Raw genomic sequence first — 20085 nt, 5'->3', positions numbered from 1 at the left:
CACTCAACCCGGATCGGGCCACGCACTCGCACACTGCCCAGCCGCTCAGCCCAGGTGGACCGCGCTTTCCCGCCCTGCCCGAGACAATCAACTTGGCCAAGCCGCGCACTCGCGGCGTTCCGGCTCGCCCCTCGACCCGGATCCGCTACCCACTCGCGCCTTGCCCAAGCCGCTCAACCCAGGTGGACAGCGCTTTCCCGCCCTGCCCGAGGCAACCAACCTGGCCAAGCCGCGCACTCACGCGCCGCCCAAGTCGCTCAACCCCGATCGGCTACGCGCTCGCGCCTGCTCGGTAGCTCCAGCCGCGCGATTCCGCCCTGCCCAAGCCATCAAAACCCAGCCCCGACGCGAGATCGCGCCGGTTTCCGGAGGGGGCGGCGCGATCGGCTGCCAGGCCGATCCGGCCGTTCGATCCAGGAGCCGGCTCCCAAAGGCGATCTCGCACGCCTCGGCGGAGCCGAGGCAAACAACACAGCGCGTTATCGGTGCTGAGCGCGTGAGCGCGAAGGACCGAGAAGGCGCCGCAAGGAATTCGGCGGGACACCCAAGATGTCTTCCAAATTCCTTAGGGCCTGCAACGATTCCGGCCGCTCCGGGCGGCACCTCCCCGACTGCCAGTGGCTCAATGTCGCGAGACTCAGGGAAGTTCCCCTGCCACGCAAGCGATATCTGATCCTGTCCAGTCCTAGCCCCCTCGCCCTGATTGCCGCCCGCAGGGCGTCCGCGAACGGGCCGGCCTCGAGCAAACGCCCGAGATCCCGTTCCGCCGTTTCCGCCCTGTCCATCGTCGACGTTCGCTGACCGGTCATCGCACACGCTCCGAACCATGTCGCTTCCCGAAACCTCGGAGCGTAGGCCGGAGTCCGCATGATCGGAAGGGCACTCACCCGCCTGCGGGGAGAGAACGAGCGATCTCCGCAAGGGTTTCCGCGTAGCCCGAATTGACGGTGACGTAGGAAATCCCCCACCGTTCGCGCCACCGGAGAAGAGTTTCCTGTGCTACAGCCGGGTTTTCCGGCAGAACCGTGACTGCGCCGGCGGCGGCGAGGTCGGGAACATCCACACCGGTGTACTTCGCGATCTGCGGTGCCGGCGCATTTCCGACGGCAATCAAGTTCACGGAAAGTTCGATGTCGGCGAATCGCGTGCCCGCCATTTCGCGGAGGTTGTCCACAATAGAGTCGGCTTCGGATTCCGTCGTCCGGGGTGCCCACGACAGAGTGATCACATCCGCCTCGCGCGCGGCGAGCGCGAGCATCTTCGGGCCGCCGCCGGCGAGCAGCAGGCGCGGCCGCTCGGGCGTCTCCTTGAGGAACGCGATGGTGTCGGCCAGGCGCGCGATGCGCTCACCCGGCGCCGCGAACTCCCGGCCCAGGCGCCGGGCGAACGCATCGGCGCCGGGCCGGCCGACGCCCAGGCCGAGCTCGAAACGGCCGCCCGTCACGCGGTGCAACGTGGACACCTGCCAGCCGAGCTGGCGGACGTCGCGGAACGGGTCGGCGAGCACGAAGGTGCCCAGCGTGAGGCGGCTGGTGACGGCGGCGGCCGCGGGCACGAGCGTGAGCGGGTCGGCGTCGCCGACGGGGTCGGTGGCGAGCAAGGTGTCGAGGCCGAGCTCCTCGACCCGGCGGGCCTGGTCGGTCCAGGCCTTGAGGTCGGGCGCGTACCCGGCGACGATCCCGAAGCGGAACGGTTTGGTGGTCATGGCGCCCATCGTCGGCTCCGGCGGGCGTAGCCCACATCCGCCGAGGAGCGACACCGCCACATACGCCCATCAGCGCACGGTCGCTCGGCGCAGGTCCGCACCGCGCAGGCTCGCACGGCGCAAGTTCGCTCAGCGCCGGATCGCACGGCGCTGGTTCGCACGGCGCAGGTTCGCTCAGCGCGGAAACGGCAATCCCAGTTGCCTGTGGACAACTCAGGTGAGCACCGGGTTTTGTCGGTGCACGCCGGTAGAATGGATCTTGGGCGGCCCCCTGGGAGGGTGGGCCCTGCCCTCGGCCCGGCGCTCGGCTCGGAACAGCTCAGCGCACGGCGACAGACAGCGCTTGCGCGATCTCCTTGCCGATCGCGTGCGTCGCGGCGTCCGGTGGCTGGCCCACCTTCACGACCATGGGGCCGCCGAACGGCTGGCGCTCCACGACCTCGATGCGCTCGCCCAGGCCGATGGCGTGTTCGGTGAGGTAGCGCAGCAGCTCCGGGTCCGTGTCCCACACCCGCACGATCTCGCCGACGGCGCCGGGCGGCAGGTCGTCCAGGATGCGCATCGGCACCTCTTCGACGCTGCCGTCGGGGGCCGGGATGGGGTCGCCGTGCGGGTCGCGCAGGGGGTTGCCGAGCTTCGCGGCGATGCGCTCGACCAGCCGGTCGGACACGGCGTGCTCCAGCGCGTCGGCCTCCGAGTGGACCTCGTCCCAGGTGTAGCCCAGCTCGGAGACGAGGTAGGTCTCGATCAGCCGGTGCCGGCGCAGCACCGAGCGCGCCAGCAGCCGCCCCTCGGCGGTCAGCTCGATGCCCCGGTAGGGCACGTGGGCGACCAGCCCGAGCTGCGAAAGCTTCGTGACCATGCCCGACGCCGACGAAGGGCTCACCTCGAGCCGTCCCGCCAGAGTCGCGTTGGTCACGGACTCACCGCGTTCGACGAGCCCGTAGATCACGCGCACGTAGTCCTCGACCGACGACGACCTCCGGACGGAACCATCTTCCATACCGCATACGATACGGGCTCACCCCTCACCGTCCGGACGCCGTGGGGGCGCCCGAATGTGGTTCAACGCTGAACGACTCGGGCCGGGCCGGCGTGATCCGGGCAGCGGCGATCACGGCCGCCAGCGGTACCGGATCCAGCCCGGCACAGGCTCCGCACCCAGCTGCGCGTAGAACGCCTCGCCCTTCTCGTTGCCCGCCTGCATGTCCCACTCGACGCGGCCGGTGGTGCGCGACCGCAGCTCGTCGAGCAGCTCGCGACCCAGCCCGTGCCGGCGGTATTCGGGGCGGATGAACAGGTCGTCGAGCCAGATCCCCGGCCGCGCTTCCCAGGTGGAGAAGTTCCAGCTGCAGAACGCGAAGCCCGCGACCACGTCCGGGCGGTCCGGCGGCGTCGCGAGCACGACCCACGCCTTGGGCTCGGGCCCGAACAGGTAGCCGCTCATCTCGGCGCGGTCGAGCTTCAGGTCGTGCTTCTCCTCGTACACGGCGTGCTCTTCGATGAGCGCGCAGATCTCTTCGGCGTCTTCGAAGACGGCGTCGCGGACGGGCATGCGGTGAGCCCCAATCTTGTCGGTTCTTGTCGGTGGTGGCGGTTACGGTGCGGACATGAGCCCCGAAGACCGGTTCGAGGACCTGATCGACGAGCTGCTGGGCGGCGAAGACGCCGAAGGCGTCGAGCCGCCGCGGCCCGGAAGCGGGTTCGGTTCGAGTGCCCTGCGCGTGGACAACCGCATCTTCGCCATGCTCGTCCGCGGGCACCTCGTGGTGAAGCTACCGAAGGCCCGAGTCGACGCGCTGGTCGCCGAGGGCCACGGCGTGCGGTTCGACGCGAACAAGGGCACGCCGATGAAGGAGTGGTTCGCGCTCGCCGAGGAGTCGTCGCTCGACTGGCCCGCGCTGGCGCGCGAAGCGTGTGCGTTCGTCGGCAAGCGATAGGTCACGATGCCTCGTAGCGCAGTTCGCCGCCCACGGCCGTGGCGAGCACGCGGAGATCATCCACAGTGGACAGTGGATCACCCGAAAGCACCACGAAGTCGGCCAGCTTGCCCGGCTCCAGCGTGCCGAGGTCGTGTTCGGCGAAGGTCGCGTACGCCGAGCCGTAGGTGTACGCGTGCAGCGCTTCCTGCGGGGTGAGCGCTTCCTCGGGCGAGAACGGCGCGCCCGACGAAGTGCGCCGGTGCACCATGTCGGCCAGACCGAGCAGCGGGGCACCGTCGACGACCGGACGGTCGGAGCTCGCGGGCAGCACGCAGCCGGCGTCAAGGACGCTGCGCAGGCGGTAGCACCACGGCACCCGGGCCTCGCCGAGGGCCGCGCGCATGCCGTCACCCAGCTCGTTCACGAACCGGCCCTGCGGCGACGCGATCAGGCCCAGCCGAGCCAGCCGCGCCAGCTCCGCCGGCTGCAGCACGGCGCAGTGCTCGATGCGATGCCGGTGGTCTTCGCGCGGCGAAGCGGCCAACGCGGCTTCGTACGCGTCGAGCACCACGGTGATGGCCCGGTCGCCGATCGCGTGCGTCGCGATCTGCCAGCCGGCGTCGTGTGCGAGGCGGATGGTGCGGGCCAGCTCGTCCTCGGGCACCTGGAAGTAGCCGCGGTTGCCGGGCTCGCCCGCGAACGGCTCGTGCATCGCGCAGGTGCGCCCGACCAGCGAACCGTCGGCGAACAGCTTCATCGGGCCGACGCGCAGCCACTCGTCGCCGAAGCCCGTGCGCAGGCCCAGGTCGAGGCCGAACCCGGCGCCGTCGGGCAGGTCGTGGAGCACGCTCGCGGCCACCATCACCGTGCTCCGCACGCGCAGCACCCCGCGTTCGCGCGCCAGCTGGTAGGCCGCGAGCTCGGCCGGTGTCTCCCCGACGAGCCCACCGCCGATGCCGGCTTCCTGCACGCTCGTGATGCCCTCGGACAGGAACTGCTCACTCGCGCGGTCGAGGCCGCGGACCACGGACTCCATCGGCGTCGGGTAGGTCAGCGGCCGCAGCAGCAGCTGGGCCTGCTCGCGCAACAACCCGGTCGGCGACCCGGCGGCGTCGAGCACCACGTCGCCGCCCACCGGGACGTGCGCGAGGTCGAGCTGGTGCAGGACGGCGGAGTTGACCACGGTCATGTGCCCGGACGTGTGCTTGAGCCGCACGAGCATCCCGGGCGCGGCGCGGTCGAGGCCATGGCGGTCGGGGTGCGTGCCGCCGGCCAGCTTGTTCTGGTCGTAACCCCTCCCGATGACCCAGCTGCCGGCGGGCAGCTCGGCGGCCCGCCGCGCCACGGCGTCGTAGACCTCCTCGACGCTGCGGCAGTCACTCAGCGCAACGTCGTCCAGGCCCATGCCGAACCACGCCATGTGGTTGTGGGCGTCGTGGAACCCGGGCACGACGGACGCGCCGCCGAGGTCGATCCGGCGGCGCGCGGACAGCTCCGAGGCGTCTTCACCCAGCGCCACCACCCGGCCGTGCAGCACGGCGAGCGCACTGTCCTCGGTGGCGCTGGCCCCGGTGAGCAGCCGGGCGTTCTCGTACACCGCGTCGACCCGCATGAACGCGACCCTATCGATCGATCGATCGAACGTCTAGGCTCGCTGCCATGAGCACCGTGGACCTCGCCGTCGAGGGCGGCATCGCGCACATCCGGCTGAACCGCCCCGAGCGGCTCAACGCCGTGGCGCCCGTGCTGGTGGACGACTTCCTGACCGCGCTGGACGACGTCGCGCGCAGCACCGCGCGGGTGGTCGTGCTGTCCGGCAACGGCCGCGCCTTCTGCGCCGGCCACGACCTCAAGGAGCCGGCACCCGAAGGCGACTCCCGCGCCCGGCTCGACCGGCTGCAGGACGTGACCCGCAGGCTGCGCGCACTGCCGCAGCCGGTGATCGCCGCCGTGCACGGCTACGCGCTCGGCGCCGGCGCGGAGTTCGCGCTCGGGTGTGACCTGGTGCTGGCCGCCGACGACGCCGTGTTCGGCTTCCCCGAGGTCTCGCTCGGGCTGAGCGTGACGGGCGCGGCCTCGCGCCTGCTGCCGTTGCTCGTCGGACCGATGAAGGCGAAGGAGCTGCTGCTGCTCGGGGAGCGCTTCGACGGCCTGCGCGCCCACGACCTGGGCCTGGTCAACGCCGCCGTGCCCGCCGCGGAGCTCATGACGCTGGCGTTGGGCTGGGCCGAGAAGATCGCGCACCACCCCGCCGAGGCCGCCACCATGGCCAAGCGGGCGCTCGACTCCGGCATCGACCACGCGCTCGAATCCGCGCTGGAGCTGGAGGTCAGCCACGCGCTGATCACCGAGCACTCGGCCGCCGTGCGCGAGTCCACCGAGGCGTTCCGGAGCCGTGCGTGAAGCCCCTGCAGCAGGCCGACACCCTCGTGGCGCTGCTCGACCGAGCCGCGCAGCTGTGGCCGGAGCGCACGGCGTGGGTCTTCGACGCGACGGGCGAGCAGTTCACCTTCGCCGACGTCGACGAGCGCAGCGGCCGGTTCGCCACCGCGTTGCACGAGCTGGGTGTGCGGCCCGGCGACCGCGTGGCCGTGATGCTGCGCAACCAGCCGGAGTTCCCGCTGCTGTGGCTCGCGCTGGCGAAGCTCGGTGCGGCGCTGGTGCCGGTGAACACGAACTACCGCGAGTTCGACGGTGCCCACGTGCTGAGGCACTCCGGCGCGCGGTTCGCCGTGGCGGCCGACGAGTTCGTGGAGCTGCTGGAGAAGATCGCGCCGGACACCGCCGTGGAGCGGGTGCTGACGCCGGCGGACCTGAGCGCAGCCGAAGCCAGGCCGGCCACGGACGTCGTCGCCGAGCAGCCCGTGAACATCCAGTACACCTCCGGCACCACCGGTGCCCCGAAGGGTTGCGTGCTGCCGCACCGGTACTGGACCACGCTGGCGATCAGCCTCGCCACGGATTTCCCCGCCGTGGGCGAAGAAGACGTGCTTCTCACCGCTCAGCCGTTCCACTACATCGATCCACAATGGAATGTCGCGTTGGGACTCGCGGGCGGCGCGACGCTCGTGGTGCTCGACCGCTTCCACCCGTCCACGTTCTGGGCCAAGGTGCGCGAGCACGGCGTCACGTGGTTCTACTGCCTCGGCCTCATGCCCACGCTCCTGCTTCGCCAGCCGCCGCACGAAGACGACCGCAACCACCGCGTGCGCGCGATCTGCGCGTCGGCCATCCCGCGCGACCTGCACGCCGAGCTGGAACAGCGGTGGGGCGCGCCGTGGTACGAGGCGTTCGGCATGACCGAGACCGGCGGCGACATCCGTGTGCCGGAGGCCGACCACGACGTCGCCGTGGGCACCGGCTGCATCGGCCGGCCCAGCCGCGACCGCGAGGTGATGATCGCCGACGAGCACGGGAAACCCCTGCCGCGCGGCGAAACCGGCGAGCTGCTCATCCGCGGCATCGGCCTGATGCACGGCTACCACGACGACCCGGAAGCCACCGCGCGCGCGTTCGCCGGCGGCTGGTTCCACACGGGCGACCTCGCGCGCATGGACGCCGAGGGCCGCGTGTTCTTCGTGGGCCGCACGAAGGACATGATCCGGCGCAGCGGCGAGAACGTCTCGGCCGACGAGGTGGAACGCGCACTGCTGCTGCACCCCGCCGTACGGCTGGCCGCCGTGCTCGCGGTGCCCGACGAGCTGCGCGGCGAAGAGGTGAAGGCCTACGTTGTCCGCGAAGGCGAGGTGACGCCCGAAGAGCTCGCCGAGTTCTGCGCCGGGAAGCTGGCGTACTTCAAGGTGCCGCGCTTCTGGACCTTCGCCGACGAGCTGCCACTCACGCCGTCCGAACGCGTCGCGAAGGGCGAGCTGCGGAAGGTGGCGGACCTGCGCGCCGGCTCGTGGGACCGGACCACGGGGGCGTGGCTGTGAGCAGCGGCGAACGCGTGCGCGCGGCGGCCGTGAAACTGTTCGCCGCCAAGGGTTTCCACGGCACGGGCATCCGCGACCTCGCGAGCGAGGCCGAGCTGTCGTCAGCGAGCCTGTACCACTACATGGGCACCAAGGAGGACCTGCTCGTCGAGATCATGACCACCGCGTTGCGGCGGCTGCTCGACGCGGCGGGCAAGGCCACCGCCGGTGCGGCCGATCCGGTGGCGCGCCTGCGTTCGCTCGTCGCGCTGCACGTGCTCGCGCACGCCGCGCGGCCCGCCGAAACCCGCGTGGTGGACAACGAAGTCGACGCGCTTTCGGATGCCGCGCGTACGCGAGTCGTCGCTCTGCGGGACGAATACGAGGACTTGTGGGCGCAGGCGATCTCCGACGGCGTCGCCGCGGGCGTGTTCCACACCGCACACCCGGCTGTGACGCGCCTGGCACTGCTGGAGATGTGCAGCGGGGTGGCGCGCTGGTACTCGCCGCTGGGGCCGTTGCCGCTCGAAGAGCTGGCCACGCACTACGCGGAGCTGGCGCTGGGTGCCCTCGGTCACCCCGTCGCCGTAGCCGTTCCCGATCTGCGACAGTGCCTGGAAGTGGTCGCCCAGGTGTGGGACATGCCTGTTCAGCCGGGGTTTTAGCGTCCTACGCCTTGCTGATTGGGCGAACGTGGGGGACGCTCGAAGGGTGACTGAGCAAACGATCCAACTGGAACTGGACGACTCGGGTCTCGCACCTAGCCTGCCCGCTCCAACAAACCCCCGCGACCAGGTACAGGATGTGCCGTATCGCCCGGTCGAGTTCCGTGACGACGATCTGCCGACCGCACTCGAACGCTGTGCCGTGTGGCTGCGTCAAGCTCAGGAGTGGCTCGGTGAACCGCTCGACGTGCTGGCGATTCACCTCGACTACGACGACCGCCAGGGTTCTCCCTACTACGACGTGAAGGTGCTCTGCAACGAAGAGGACCTGGCCGGCGTCCCCATCGCCCTCCGCAACAGCAGCAAGTGATTCGCTGAGAACACCGTTCACCCACTGAAGGCCTCGTGGCCGGACACACGTCCCGCCACGAGGCCTTCACGGTTTTCTTACACCATCGTTTCTTACCGCGTCAGCCGAGCGCGCCGCCGACCTTCACGTGGCCCTTGAGGAGGTTGCGCGCGATGGTCCGGCGCTGGATCTCGTCGGTGCCCTCGTAGATGCGCAGCAGCCGCAGCTCGCGGTACCAGCGCTCCACCGGCAGCTCTCGCGTGTAGCCCATGCCGCCGTGGATCTGCAGCACGCGGTCGACGATCTCGTTGGCCTTCTGGCCGCCGTAGAGCTTCGCCATCGACTGCGCGTGGCGCGAGTCCATCTTCTGGTCCACCTGCCACGCGGCGTGCAGCACGAGCCAGCGCAACGCTTCGAGCTCCACGCCGGAGTCGGCGATCATCCACTGGATCGCCTGGCGTTCGGCGATCTTCTGCCCGAACGTCTCGCGCGTGTTGGCGTGCTCGATGGCCATGGAGATCAGGCGCTCGCACGAACCGATCGCGCGGGCGGGCAGCAGGTAGCGGCCCTGGCCGATCCACTGCATCGCGAGCTCGAAGCCGCGGCCCTCTTCGCCGAGGATCTGCGTTTCGGGCACGCGCACGTCCTGGAACACCAGTGCCGCCGGACCCCACTCGCCCATCGTGTCGATGTACTCGGACTTCCAGCCCATCTCCCGGTCGACGAGGAAGCAGGTGACGCCGCCGTTGGCGCCCTTCTCCGGGTCGGTGATGGCGAAGACCATCACGAAGTCGGCTTCGTTGCCGCCGGTGATGAAGGTCTTCTCGCCGTTGATGATCCAGTCGGAGCCGTCCTTGCGCGCGGTGGTGCGGATGGCCTTCGCGTCGGAGCCGGCGCCGGGTTCGGTGATGGCGAAGCACGACTTGCGTTCGCCGGAGATCGTCGGCAGCAGGTAGGTCTGCTTCTGCTCTTCGTTGGCGTGGAACAGGATGTTGTCCGCGGCGCCGCCGAAGCGGAACGGCACGAAGGTGCGGCCCAGCTCGGCCTCCAGCAGCGCGGCCATCACGGCCGACAGCCCCATGCCGCCGTACTCCTCCGGCGTGAGCACGCCCCAGAAGCCGGATTCCTTGGCCTTGAGCTGCAGCTCGGTCAGCTCCTCGGCCGTGACCCCGGGCTGGCCGGCGCGCTCGCGGCGGAGCACCTCCTGCTCACGCGGCACGAGCTCGCGCTGCACGAACGTGCGCACCCAGTCGCGCACTTCGCGTTCTTCGGTGCTCAGGGTGAAATCCATCGGGTCGTCCCTTTCCAAGCCGTCCGGCTAAGCGCTTGCTTACCCGAGGGTACCGCGTTGTCTCGGGGTCCCCCTAGTACCCGGCCGGTTACCGTGACAACGCGCCTCGGCGCCGGGAAGATCGAGGGTGGACGAGGAGGGTGCCAGGTGACGCAGATCGTGGTCCGGTGGTCGGAGCCGCTGGCAGCGGAAGACCGCTTCCTGCGGCTGCTCGACGAGCTCGAGCGCGGCCGCTTCGAGGCCTACCGGCTGGAGCTGGACAAGCGCCGTTTCCTGACCGGCCGCGTGCTGGCGAAAACGCTCACCGCGGCACGCCTGGGCGTGCCCGTGGAGTCCGTGGTCTTCGACGCCACCTGTGAGGACTGTGGCAAGCCCCACGGCCGACCCCGCGTGCCTGGCTCGGACCTGACGCTGTCCATCTCGCACTCGGGCCAGCTCATCGGCGTGGCGGCCACCGACGGCGTGCCGGTGGGCCTGGACGTCGAGACCTCTTCGCGCCGGGCCGACAAGTCGCTCATCGAGTACGCGTTGAGCCCGGCCGAGCAGCAGGCCGTGGCCGGGTTGGCGGAGACGGAGCGATCCGCCGCCTTCTTCGTCTACTGGACCCGCAAGGAGGCCGTCATGAAGGCCACCGGCAAGGGCCTGAAGATCCCGCTGCAGAGCATCACGTTCTCGCCCTACGACGCCCCGGCCGAGCTGGTCTCCTCCGGCGACCCGGCCCTGGACCCCGCCCGCACCCGCCTGGCGGACCTCAAGGCGACCGAGGGCCACCGCGCGGCCGTCGCGGCCCTCACCACGGAGACGCTGGAGGTCACCGAGGAGCACTGGCTCCCCTGACGGCCCGCGCACCCGCGCCAGGCGGCGCGAGGCGGCGCGAGGCGGGACAGCGGGCGGTCGGTTAGTCGAGGCCCATCGCGCCCAGCAGGGTGCGGAACTTCGCGATCGTCTCGTCGAACTCCGCCTGCGGGTCCGAGGCCGGCACGATGCCGCCGCCCGCGTACAGGCGCATCGACGTGTCCGCCACCTCCGCGCAGCGGATCGCCACGGCCCACTCGCCGTCGCCCGCCGCGTCGACCCAGCCGACGGTGCCGGCGTAGTAGCCGCGATCGAAGGGCTCCAGCTCCTGGACCAGGTCGCGCGCGGCGCCGGTCGGGGTGCCGCAGATGGCGGGCGTGGGGTGCAGGGCCGCGGCGAGGTCGAGAGCGGTGACGGAGCGGTCGACGAGCTCGCCGGTGATGGCCGTGCGCAGGTGCCAGATGGCGGGTGTCGACACGAGCTCCGGGGCCGGCGGCACGTCGAGCTTGCGGCAGAACGGCCGCAGCGCCTCCACGACGTAGTCGATCACCACGGCGTGCTCTTCCTGGTCCTTGTCGGACGCCAGGAGGGCCTCGCCGTTGGCGCGGTCCGCGACGGGGTCCGCCGAGCGCGGCATGGACCCGGCGTGCGGGGTCGTGTACACGGAGTCGCCGGCGCGGGAGAGCAGCAGCTCGGGCGTGGCGCCCACGAGCGTGCGCCCGCCGGGCAGCTCGGCGGCGTAGGTGAAGTGGCGCGGGTTGCCGCGGGCCAGGTTGCGCACGATCTTCTCGACCGGCACCGGCACCGGCGCGGCGAACTCGAGCTCCAGCGCGCGGGCGAGCACGGCTTTGCGCAGGCCACGGTCGCGCAGGGCCGCCACGGCGGCCCGCACGTTGGCCTTGTGGCCCTCCTCGGACGGCACCTCACGGGTGACCGCCGGGGCGGGCAGGTCTTCGGACGCGGCGACAGCACTGCCTTCGCCCTCGGCCTGTGCCCGGTGGACCGTGCGTGGCAGGACGAGGTGACCCGGCGTGGTCGTGCCCGGGCCGGTGTCGAAGGGCAGCACCCCGACCGCGAGCGGCACACCCGAGCTGGTCAGCTCTTCGACCACGGTCCTGGCCAGCCGCCGTGGATCCGTGTCGGTCACGGCGGCGACCGAACCCTGGGCGAGGAGTGCTCGCCGGGCCGTCGCGAACAGGAAGTCGCCGCGCTGGTAGCGGACGGTTGTCTCGACCGGGGTCGCCGGTGCGGTACTGGTCGTCACCGCTCCAGCGTCCCAGGATCCGGGAGCTCCGCGGGGAAAGTGTTGCCAGAAGAACACCTTCGGCGCACTTTCCCCGCGGTCGTCCCGGAGTGCTACTTCAGCGCGTCGATCAGAGCTTCGCGCTGGCGCTCGCCGAGGCCCGCGGCCCGGCGGTCGGGGTCGATCCCCGCCTGCTCGAGCAGCGCGGCGACCTTGACCGCGCCCAGGCCGGGGACGGCCTTGAGCAGCTGGGTGACCTTCGTCTTCCCGATGGTCTTGTTCTCCTTGGCCTGCTTGAGCACCTTCTCGATGCTCGTGGTGCCGGACTTGATCGACGCGAGCAGCTCCGAACGCGCCTTACGAGCCTCTGCCGCCTTGGCGAGGGCCTCGGCGCGCTGCTCCGGAGTCAACGTGGGCAGAGCCAACGTAGTGTCCTTTCCTCTCAGGTCTCCGCTTGCGCGGCCGACGGCTTTTTTCCGATGCTTGCAAGCGCAAGCGCTGGCCAGCCGTCTCTTACCACGGCCCCAGTAAACGCCACACCCTCGAAGAGCGCGCAACCGACACGCACTTATCACCCTCCGACCACCCGGTGGACAAGTCACGAAGGGACCCCTCGCAGCCTGCGGAAACGTCAGACGTCCCTCGTTTTCGACACCATTCCCTCACCCGAATGAGGCTCTATTTCAACACGGTTACGACGCCATTTTTTGTTGCCCTGCAAGGAAAATGCCGGTAGACAGTTGATCATGACCACGGGAGGCCGCCACCCGATACGGGGACGGCCGTGACCGAACGGTTGCCCGAGTTGACCATGCCCCGGCGCCCGGTCCGCCGTTAGAGTCGGCGGCACCCCAGTTCACCGGCGAACGAGCACCACGGGAGTTCACCCATGTTGAGCACGATGCAGGACGGGCAGCTTTCGCTGGCGAAGCTGCTGCGCCACGGCACCAAGGTCCACGCGCGGAGCGAAGTCATCACCTGGACCGGTTCAGAAGCCCGCCGGGAGACCTATGCCGAGCTCGGGCAGCACGCCGCCCGCCTGGCCAACGCGCTGCGCGGCCTCGGCGTGACGGGCGACCAGCGCGTCGGCACGTTCATGTGGAACAACGCGGAGCACCTGGCCGCCTACCTCGCCGTGCCGGCCATGGGCGCGGTGCTGCACACCCTGAACATCCGCCTGTTCCCCGAGCAGCTCACCTTCGTCGCGAACCACGCCGAGGACCACGTGGTGATCGTCGACGGCACCCTCGTGCCGCTGCTGGCCAAGCAGCTGCCGCACTTCACCACGGTCAAGCACGTGATCGTGGCCAACGGCGACGCCTCGACGCTGGAGGCGCCCGACGGCATCACCGTGCACTCCTACGACGAGCTGCTGGCCGCCCAGCCGAGCGAGTTCGACTGGCCCGAGATCGACGAGCGCTCGGCCGCCGCGATGTGCTACACGTCCGGCACGACGGGCGACCCGAAGGGCGTCGTTTACTCGCACCGCTCGATCTGGCTGCACTCGATGCAGGTCTGCATGACCGACAGCATGCGGCTGGCCCAGGAGGACACCGCGCTGGCGATCGTGCCGATGTTCCACGCGATGTCGTGGGGCCTGCCGTACGCGGCGATGATGGTCGGCGCGTCGCTGCTCATGCCCGACCGCTTCCTGCAGCCGGCGCCGATCTCGGCGATGCTGGCGGCCGAGAAGCCGACCTTCGCGGCGGCTGTGCCGACGATCTGGCAGGGCCTGCTCGCCCACCTCGACGCGAACCCGCAGGACATCTCCCACGTGCGCGAGGTCGTGGTCGGCGGGTCGGCGGCGCCGCCTTCGCTGATGCACGCGTTCGAGGAGCGCTACGACGTGCCGATCCTGCACGCGTGGGGCATGACCGAGACGTCGCCGCTGGGCAGCGTCGCGCGTCCGCCGGGCAGCGCGACCGGCGAGGAGCGCTGGGCCTACCGCTACACGCAGGGCCGGTTCCCGGCGTCGGTGGCCGCGCGGCTCATCGGCGACGACGGCGAAGAGCTGCCGTGGGACAACGAGGCCGTGGGCGAGCTCGAGGTGCAGGGCCCGTGGATCGCCGGTGCCTACTACGGCGGCGACGCCATCGACCCGGAGAAGTTCCACGACGGCTGGCTGCGCACGGGTGACGTCGGCAAGATCAGCCCCGACGGCTACCTCACCCTCACCGACCGCGCCAAGGACGTGATCAAGTCCGGCGGCGAGTGGATCTCGTCGGTCGACCTGGAGAACCAGGTCATGGGGCACCCGGCCGTCGCCGAGGCGGCCGTGGTCGGCATCCCCGACGAGAAGTGGGACGAGCGCCCGCTGGTGGCCGTCGTGGTGAAGGAAGGCCAGAAGGTGACGGCGGAGGAGCTGCGCGACTACCTGACCGACAAGGTCGCGAAGTGGCAGCTGCCCGAGAACTGGACCTTCGTGGACGAAGTGCCCAAGACCAGCGTCGGCAAGTTCGACAAGAAGCGGATCCGCGCGTCCTACTCAGAGGGAAAGCTCGACATCTCACAGCTCTAACGGGTAATTCTCCGGCGAGTCGCGGATCATCCGGCGCCTGTCTTGAGGGAGTCTGACGCTCTCAAGACAGGCGTCGGAGCACGTCGGAGGAAGTACGGGGATGCAGTCACGCAGCAGGAGGTCGTTCCTCGCCCTGGCGGGAACGGCGGCAGTGGGCGCGGTCGCGGCCGCGTGCGGTTCGAACACCGGGCGCCCGGGCGACCCGCCGCCGTCCACGGCGATGTCGGCCGGACCACCGCCCTCGCAAGCACCCGCGAAGGTGACGCTGCAGCAGTGGTACCACGCGTACGGCGAAGACGGCGTGCAGGACGCCGTGCGCGGCTACGCGGCGTCGTACCCGGGCGCGACCGTGAAGGTGCAGTGGAACCCGGGCGACTACGACTCGAAGATCGTGACCGCGCTGCAGAACAGCGCCGTGCCCGACGTGTTCGAGGCCCAGGTGAAGATCGACTGGGTGCGCCAGAACCAGGTCGTGGCGCTCGACGACCTCATCGGCCCGGTGAAGAACGACTTCAGCCCCGCCGTGCTGGCCGCGCAGACCGTGGAGGGCAAGGTCTACGGCATCCCGCAGGCCACCGACACCCAGGTGCTCTTCTACCGCCCGAGCCTGCTGCAGGCCGCGGGCGTGCAGCCGCCGCAGACCGTCGACGAGCTGGTGGACGCCGCCGGCAAGCTCTCGCGCGACGGCGTGAAGGGCCTGTTCGCGGGCAACGACGGCGGCGTCGCCACGCTCACCGGCCCGCTGCTGTGGTCGTCCGGGCTCGACTACCTCAAGCCCGGCGGCCGCGAGGTCGGCTTCGACGACCCGCGCGCGGCCACCGCGTTGGGCAAGCTGCGCACGCTGAACGCCAACAGCTCCCTGCTGCTCGGCGCGCCCACCGACTGGTCCGACCCGGGCGCCTTCATCGACGGGCTGTGCGCGATGCAGTGGACCGGGCTGTGGAACATGCCGAAGATCCGCGACGCGTTCAACGACGACTTCGCCGTGCTGCCCTTCCCCAAGCTGGACAACAGCGGCGCACCTTCGGTGCCGGTGGGCGCGTACGGCGCGATGGTCAACGCGAAGAGCAAGCACGTGGCCGAGGCCAAGGCGTTCGTGAAGTGGCTCTGGATCGACCAGACGGCCGACCAGCTGGAGTTCGCCACGCGTTTCGGCTTCCACGTGCCCGCGCGCCAGAGCCTCATCGACAAGGCCGACACGCTGCGCTCGGGCCCGGCCGCCGACGTCGCGCGGTTCGTGAAGGAGAACAGCCACCTCGTCGGCGGTCCCGTGTGGACCCAGCAGGCGAACACGGCGTTGTCCGACGCCGTCGCGAAGATCGCCAAGGAGGGCGCCGACCCGGTGGCGCAGACCAAGGCGGCGGTGACGGTCGCGCAGTCCGAGCTGAAGCGCTTGTTCGGATGAAGCTGTCCCGGAGGACCCGGGACACGCTGGCGTTCTGGGGATTCGTCGGCCCGTTCCTGATCGGGCTGGCCGTTTTCGCGTACCTGCCGATCGGCTGGAGCGTGTACCTGTCCTTCTTCGACGCGCGCAACACCGTGACGCCGAGTGTGTTCGTGGGGCTGGACAACTACGCGCACATGCTCACCGACGGGCCGTTCCTGGCCAGCCTCGGCACGTTCAGTGTGTTCGCGGTCGTGATCGTGCCGCTCACGTTCGTGCTGTCGCTCGCGCTCGCCGTGGGCGTGCACCAGCTGAGGTTCGCGCGCGCGTTCTTCCGGTCGGTGTTCTTCCTGCCGTTCGCGTGCTCGTACGTGGTGGCTTCGCTGATCTGGAAGACGTCGCTGTTCTCCGGCGTGCGCTACGGGCTCGCGAACACCGTGCTCGGCCTGTTCGGCGCCGACCCGGTGGCGTGGACGGGCACGGTCGACCCGCCGCTGTACTGGATCGTGCTGGTGACCGCTCGGCTGTGGCTGCAGCTGGGCTTCTACCTGATCCTGTTCCTCGCCGCGCTGCAACGGATTCCAGGCCAGCTCTACGAAGCGGCCTGGCTCGACGGCGCGAAGCCGGGCTGGCAGGTGTTCCGCCACATCACGCTGCCGCAGCTGCGAGCGACGTCCGTGGCCGTGCTGCTGCTGAACCTGATCAACGCGTACCAGGCGTTCGACGAGTTCTACAACATCATGGGCGACTCCCGCGGTTATCCGCCGTTCGCGCGGCCGCCGCTGGTGTACCTCTACTACACGTCGCTGGGTTCGGGCGGCCAGGACCTGGGCCGCGGCAGCGCGGGCGCGGTGCTGCTGGCGTTGCTCATCGCGCTCGTGACGTTGCTGCAGGGTCGGCTGTTCCGCTTCGATCGCGGTGCCCTCTCGTGAACGGCGCTGTGGTGCGGGCCGTGCTGCGCTGGACCGCGCTGATCGTGGCGGCGGTGCTGTTCCTGCTGCCGTTCTACCTGCTGCTGCGCAACGGGCTCGCCTCACGCGCGGAGATCACCGCGCCGAACTGGACGCTGTGGCCCCGGCAGGTGCACTGGGAGAACTTCTCGCGGTTGTTCTCGCTGGAGGACGTGCCGTTCGCGCGGAGCCTGCTGAACTCGGCGGTCGTGGCGACGCTGCAGACGGTGGGGCTGCTGGTGATCTGCTCGCTCGCCGGCTACGGGTTCGCGCGGATCCCTTACCGGCACTCGAAAACCGTGTTCTACGCGGTGCTCGCGACGCTGATGATCCCGACGTCGGTCACGTTCGTGCCGAGCTTCGTCGTGGTGTCCACGCTGGGCTGGCTCTCGGACCTGCGGGGCCTGGTGATCCCGGGGTTGTTCAGCGCGTTCAGCGTGTTCCTGTTCCGCCAGTACTTCCTGGACTTCCCGCGTGAGCTGGAGGAAGCCGGCCGCGTCGACGGGCTCACGCGCTGGGGTGTGTTCCGGCGCATCGTGGTGCCGAACTCGCGCGGCTTCTTCGCCGCGATCGCCGTGATCTCGGTGATCGGCAGCTGGAACGCGTTCCTGTGGCCGCTGATCATCGCGCAGTCGCCGGACTCCTGGACGGTCCAGGTGGCGCTCTCCGGGCTGCTGACGTCGCAGAACCCGCAGCTGAACCTGCTCTTCCTCGCCGCGGCGGTGTCGATCCTGCCGATCGTGCTGCTGTTCGCGTTCCTGCAGCGTTACCTCGTGCGCGGGGTCACGGAGTCGGGGCTGAAGGGCTGAGCCGCGCGGCCGAGCACCGGGTCGGGCCACCCGATCCGGGACAACCCGATCGCGGTGGTCAATCCGCCGATTCCGCCCCCGACGACCACCCCATCCCCCATAAGCTCTTTGTACCCGACGTCCGGAACCTGGAGCGCCCGATGACCGATCCGTACCAGCAGCAGCCCCACCAAGAGGGCCAGTTCTACGGCGCCGACGGTTACCCGACGCCCCAGCAGCCCCAGCAGCAGCCCTCGGCGCCGCTGCCCGTGCCGTACTCCGCGCCGGTTTCGGGGCCGTATCCCGCGCCGTATTCAGGGCCGTACTCGGGACCGCAGCAAATGCCGTACGGGCCGTTCCCCGGCTACGTGCCGCTGCGGACGAGTGGCATGGCGATCGCGGGGATGATCATCGGGATCCTCGCGCTGATCACATTCTGGGTGCCGTTCTGGGACGTCGTGGCGGCGTTCACGGCGATCGGGCTGTCGTGGGCCGGCATGGTGCAGGCGCAGAAGCCCGGTTACACGGGTCAGGGCATGGGGATCGCCGGGCTCGTGTGCGGGATCATCGCCGCGATCCCGGCGGTGATCTTCCTGGTGCTGTTCTTCGTGGCGATCGCGGCGACGAGCACGTCGTGCGCGTTCTACTGCTGAAGCCACACCTTCGTCGGGTAGCCGAACCGCGGTGGATGTGACAGTGTCAGCCGCACTGTCACGGTGAATGTGAGCGAGATTCATATTGCGTTCACCGGAGTTCCACCGCCGTCCGGCAGCGTGCTGGGCAGCCGACACCGGGGAGCGAAGATGGCCCAGCTGACCAGGCGGACGTTCACCGCGGCAGGTGCCGCAGGCGTGGGGTTGCTGCTGTGCACCCCGACCGCCAACGCGCTGGACCGGGCGCTCAAGCGCACGGCCTCGCGCACCGTCAGCACCGCCGGCACCACCCTGGAGCAGGTCGCCACCGCCGTCTCCCCCGGCACGGCCACGTACTCGCGCCTCACCGGCGGCCCCGGCTGGCCGCTCGTCGTCCGCGGCGAACTCGCCGCCCCGAAGGACGGCCGCGACGACCGCCGGACGGCGCTGGGCGCGTTCGTGCAGTTCACCGACCTGCACATCACCGACACCGAGTCGCCGGCGCGGTTCGAGTACCTGCACCCGTACGTCAGCTCGGCGCACCGGCCGCAGGAAGCCCTCGGCGCGGCCGCGACGAGCGCGCTGGTGCAGCGGGTGAACAGCGTCGCGAAGGGACCGTTCACCGGCCGGCCGTTCGACTTCCTCGTGACCACCGGCGACAACACCGACAACCACGAACTGCTGGAGCTCGACTGGTTCCTGACCAGCCTCAACGGCGGCGCGATCACCCCGAACTCCGGTGACCCCAGCCGGTACGAGGGGGTGCAGGCGTCGGGCAACGACGCGTTCTGGAACCCGTCGACCCCGCTCGACGACGACTACTCGAAGAAGGGCTTCCCACAGCTGCCGGGCCTGCTCGAAGCGGGGATCGCGCCGTTCACCGCGCCCGGGCTGGACGTGCCGTGGTTCTGCACGTTCGGCAACCACGACGACAGCGTGGTCGGCACCCTGCCGGAAGGCATCCCGGGCATCGAGGCCTGGTACACGAGCCGGTACAAGGTGATCGGCAAGGACGAGAGCACCGCGAAGAAGCTCGGGGCGGCCATCAACGGCGGCAAGAGCGTGCCGCTGACCGAGCTGTTCGGCGGCACCGGCACGATCCGCGAGGTCACACCCGACGCGCGCCGGCGGCCGTTCACCACGGCGGAGTTCGTGACCGCGCACCTGGAGTCCGGCAACACCGGCCCCGGCCCGGTCGGCCACGGTTTCTCGGAGAACAACGCCGACGGCCGCGACGTCTACTACACGTTCCGCATCGCCCCGGGCGTCACCGGCATCAGCCTCGACACCACGACGCTGGGCGGTTTCGCCGACGGCTCGATCGGGCTCGGCCAGTTCAACTGGGTGGAGTCGACGCTCAAGCGCAACTGTTCGACGTACTACGACTTCTTCGGCCGCAAGGTCAAGCAGTCGGTGACCGACGAGCTGTTCGTGCTGTTCAGCCACCACACGAGCGACACCATGGGCAACCTCCTGCCCGACTCGCGCCACCTGCTGGAGCCGCGCCTGAACGGCGACGCGTTCGTGGGGCTGCTCAACCGCTTCCCTAACGTGGTGGCGTGGGTCAACGGCCACACGCACCTCAACAAGATCACCCCGCACGTCGGCAAGACGCCCGCGCAGAGCTTCTGGGAGATCAACACCGCCTCCCACGTCGACTTCCCGCAGCACGCGCGCATCCTCGAGCTGGCCGACAACGGCGACGGCACCCTGTCGATCTTCACCACGCTCATCGAAGCTGCCGCGCCTTACGCCGTGGACTACTCCGCGCGCACGCCTTCCGCCCTGGCTTCGCTCTACCGCGAGCTTTCGTACAACGACATCCACGTGGACCTGGGCCGCGTCGGCTCGGACGGCGACCACAACACAGAGCTGCTGCTCACCAACCCGCTCGGCTGATTACCTCGCGGGTAATCGACGCTGTGCGCCCGG

20 protein-coding genes and 1 pseudogene are annotated in these 20085 nt (G+C 70.1%); 12 read left to right on the top strand and 9 right to left on the bottom strand.

What is annotated here, in order from left to right; all coding sequences use genetic code 11:
• Window positions 1-479 precede the first annotated feature (479 nt).
• The 5 genes and pseudogenes from AB0878_RS33840 to AB0878_RS33820 form a co-directional block, all read right to left on the bottom strand.
• Entirely contained in the window at window positions 480-809 is a 330-nt protein-coding gene (locus AB0878_RS33840) for a transcriptional regulator (RefSeq protein ID WP_354874815.1), read from the bottom strand.
• A gap of 74 nt (window positions 810-883) precedes the next feature.
• A complete protein-coding gene (locus AB0878_RS33835) occupies window positions 884-1705 on the bottom strand; it encodes an LLM class flavin-dependent oxidoreductase (protein WP_366584270.1) in 822 nt (273 codons plus the stop codon).
• A gap of 69 nt (window positions 1706-1774) precedes the next feature.
• Window positions 1775-1834 (bottom strand): annotated as a pseudogene (locus AB0878_RS33830) (pentapeptide repeat-containing protein); the annotation flags it as partial.
• A gap of 190 nt (window positions 1835-2024) precedes the next feature.
• On the bottom strand, window positions 2025-2708 hold the full coding sequence (locus AB0878_RS33825; protein ID WP_366584269.1) for a metal-dependent transcriptional regulator: 684 nt from the start codon (window positions 2706-2708) through the stop codon (window positions 2025-2027).
• Window positions 2709-2819: 111 nt separating this feature from the next.
• The gene (locus tag AB0878_RS33820; protein ID WP_366584268.1) at window positions 2820-3260 is read right to left on the bottom strand and encodes a GNAT family N-acetyltransferase; all 441 of its coding nucleotides are present in this window, start codon (window positions 3258-3260) and stop codon (window positions 2820-2822) included.
• A gap of 55 nt (window positions 3261-3315) precedes the next feature.
• On the opposite strand from AB0878_RS33820, the gene AB0878_RS33815 reads away from it, so the two are divergent.
• Window positions 3316-3645: a hypothetical protein gene (locus AB0878_RS33815; protein WP_366584267.1), complete on the top strand. Its 330-nt coding sequence runs from the start codon at window positions 3316-3318 to the stop codon at window positions 3643-3645.
• Between the two features lies 1 nt (window position 3646).
• Here AB0878_RS33815 and AB0878_RS33810 read toward each other — a convergent pair whose 3' ends face one another.
• Window positions 3647-5239: an amidohydrolase gene (locus tag AB0878_RS33810; RefSeq protein ID WP_366584266.1), complete on the bottom strand. Its 1593-nt coding sequence runs from the start codon at window positions 5237-5239 to the stop codon at window positions 3647-3649.
• A 47-nt stretch (window positions 5240-5286) separates the two neighbouring features.
• Here AB0878_RS33810 and AB0878_RS33805 point away from each other — a divergent pair, with 47 nt between their 5' ends.
• From AB0878_RS33805 to AB0878_RS33790, 4 genes are read left to right on the top strand one after another with little or no spacing between them, the layout of a single operon-like run.
• Window positions 5287-6030, top strand: a complete 744-nt coding sequence (locus AB0878_RS33805; RefSeq protein ID WP_366584265.1) for an enoyl-CoA hydratase/isomerase family protein — start codon at window positions 5287-5289, stop codon at window positions 6028-6030.
• The gene (locus AB0878_RS33800) at window positions 6027-7559 is read left to right on the top strand and encodes an ATP-dependent acyl-CoA ligase (RefSeq protein WP_366584264.1); all 1533 of its coding nucleotides are present in this window, start codon (window positions 6027-6029) and stop codon (window positions 7557-7559) included. The genes AB0878_RS33805 and AB0878_RS33800 overlap by 4 nt, the downstream gene beginning before the upstream one ends.
• Entirely contained in the window at window positions 7556-8203 is a 648-nt protein-coding gene (locus tag AB0878_RS33795; RefSeq protein ID WP_366584354.1) for a TetR/AcrR family transcriptional regulator, read from the top strand. Before AB0878_RS33800 ends, AB0878_RS33795 begins: the two co-directional genes overlap by 4 nt.
• A gap of 46 nt (window positions 8204-8249) precedes the next feature.
• Entirely contained in the window at window positions 8250-8573 is a 324-nt protein-coding gene (locus AB0878_RS33790; protein ID WP_220244539.1) for a hypothetical protein, read from the top strand.
• A gap of 100 nt (window positions 8574-8673) precedes the next feature.
• On the opposite strand, the gene AB0878_RS33785 is transcribed toward AB0878_RS33790, so the two are convergent.
• Entirely contained in the window at window positions 8674-9843 is a 1170-nt protein-coding gene (locus tag AB0878_RS33785) for an acyl-CoA dehydrogenase family protein (protein WP_366584263.1), read from the bottom strand.
• 147 nt (window positions 9844-9990) lie between these two features.
• Here AB0878_RS33785 and AB0878_RS33780 point away from each other — a divergent pair, with 147 nt between their 5' ends.
• Window positions 9991-10680 (top strand): 4'-phosphopantetheinyl transferase superfamily protein, encoded by a 690-nt coding sequence (locus tag AB0878_RS33780; RefSeq protein ID WP_366584262.1) that lies wholly within the window; start codon window positions 9991-9993, stop codon window positions 10678-10680.
• 61 nt (window positions 10681-10741) lie between these two features.
• Here AB0878_RS33780 and AB0878_RS33775 read toward each other — a convergent pair whose 3' ends face one another.
• Together AB0878_RS33775 and mihF are read right to left on the bottom strand one after the other, a co-directional pair.
• Complete coding sequence (locus AB0878_RS33775) at window positions 10742-11902, bottom strand: isochorismate synthase (RefSeq protein ID WP_366584261.1); 1161 nt, start codon at window positions 11900-11902, stop codon at window positions 10742-10744.
• 92 nt (window positions 11903-11994) lie between these two features.
• Window positions 11995-12306: an integration host factor, actinobacterial type gene (mihF, locus tag AB0878_RS33770; protein ID WP_204093133.1), complete on the bottom strand. Its 312-nt coding sequence runs from the start codon at window positions 12304-12306 to the stop codon at window positions 11995-11997.
• A gap of 464 nt (window positions 12307-12770) precedes the next feature.
• On the opposite strand from mihF, the gene AB0878_RS33765 reads away from it, so the two are divergent.
• From AB0878_RS33765 to AB0878_RS33740, 6 genes are all read left to right on the top strand, one after another.
• Complete coding sequence (locus tag AB0878_RS33765; protein ID WP_366584260.1) at window positions 12771-14399, top strand: long-chain fatty acid--CoA ligase; 1629 nt, start codon at window positions 12771-12773, stop codon at window positions 14397-14399.
• A 100-nt stretch (window positions 14400-14499) separates the two neighbouring features.
• The gene (locus AB0878_RS33760; RefSeq protein ID WP_366584259.1) at window positions 14500-15804 is read left to right on the top strand and encodes a sugar ABC transporter substrate-binding protein; all 1305 of its coding nucleotides are present in this window, start codon (window positions 14500-14502) and stop codon (window positions 15802-15804) included.
• Window positions 15801-16715 carry a sugar ABC transporter permease gene (locus AB0878_RS33755; RefSeq protein ID WP_366584258.1) on the top strand — a complete coding sequence of 305 codons (915 nt, stop codon included), beginning with the start codon at window positions 15801-15803 and terminating at the stop codon, window positions 16713-16715. Before AB0878_RS33760 ends, AB0878_RS33755 begins: the two co-directional genes overlap by 4 nt.
• A 44-nt stretch (window positions 16716-16759) precedes the next feature.
• Complete coding sequence (locus tag AB0878_RS33750; protein ID WP_366584353.1) at window positions 16760-17542, top strand: carbohydrate ABC transporter permease; 783 nt, start codon at window positions 16760-16762, stop codon at window positions 17540-17542.
• 140 nt (window positions 17543-17682) lie between these two features.
• Window positions 17683-18174, top strand: coding sequence for a DUF4190 domain-containing protein (locus tag AB0878_RS33745; protein WP_366584257.1), 492 nt, complete (start codon window positions 17683-17685; stop codon window positions 18172-18174).
• A 150-nt stretch (window positions 18175-18324) separates the two neighbouring features.
• Window positions 18325-20052: a TIGR03767 family metallophosphoesterase gene (locus tag AB0878_RS33740; RefSeq protein WP_366584256.1), complete on the top strand. Its 1728-nt coding sequence runs from the start codon at window positions 18325-18327 to the stop codon at window positions 20050-20052.
• Window positions 20053-20085: the final 33 nt, after the last annotated feature.

Source organism: Amycolatopsis sp. NPDC047767 (genome assembly GCF_040704195.1).
Taxonomy (GTDB): domain Bacteria; phylum Actinomycetota; class Actinomycetes; order Mycobacteriales; family Pseudonocardiaceae; genus Amycolatopsis.
This window is presented reverse-complemented; position numbering and strand designations above follow the sequence as displayed.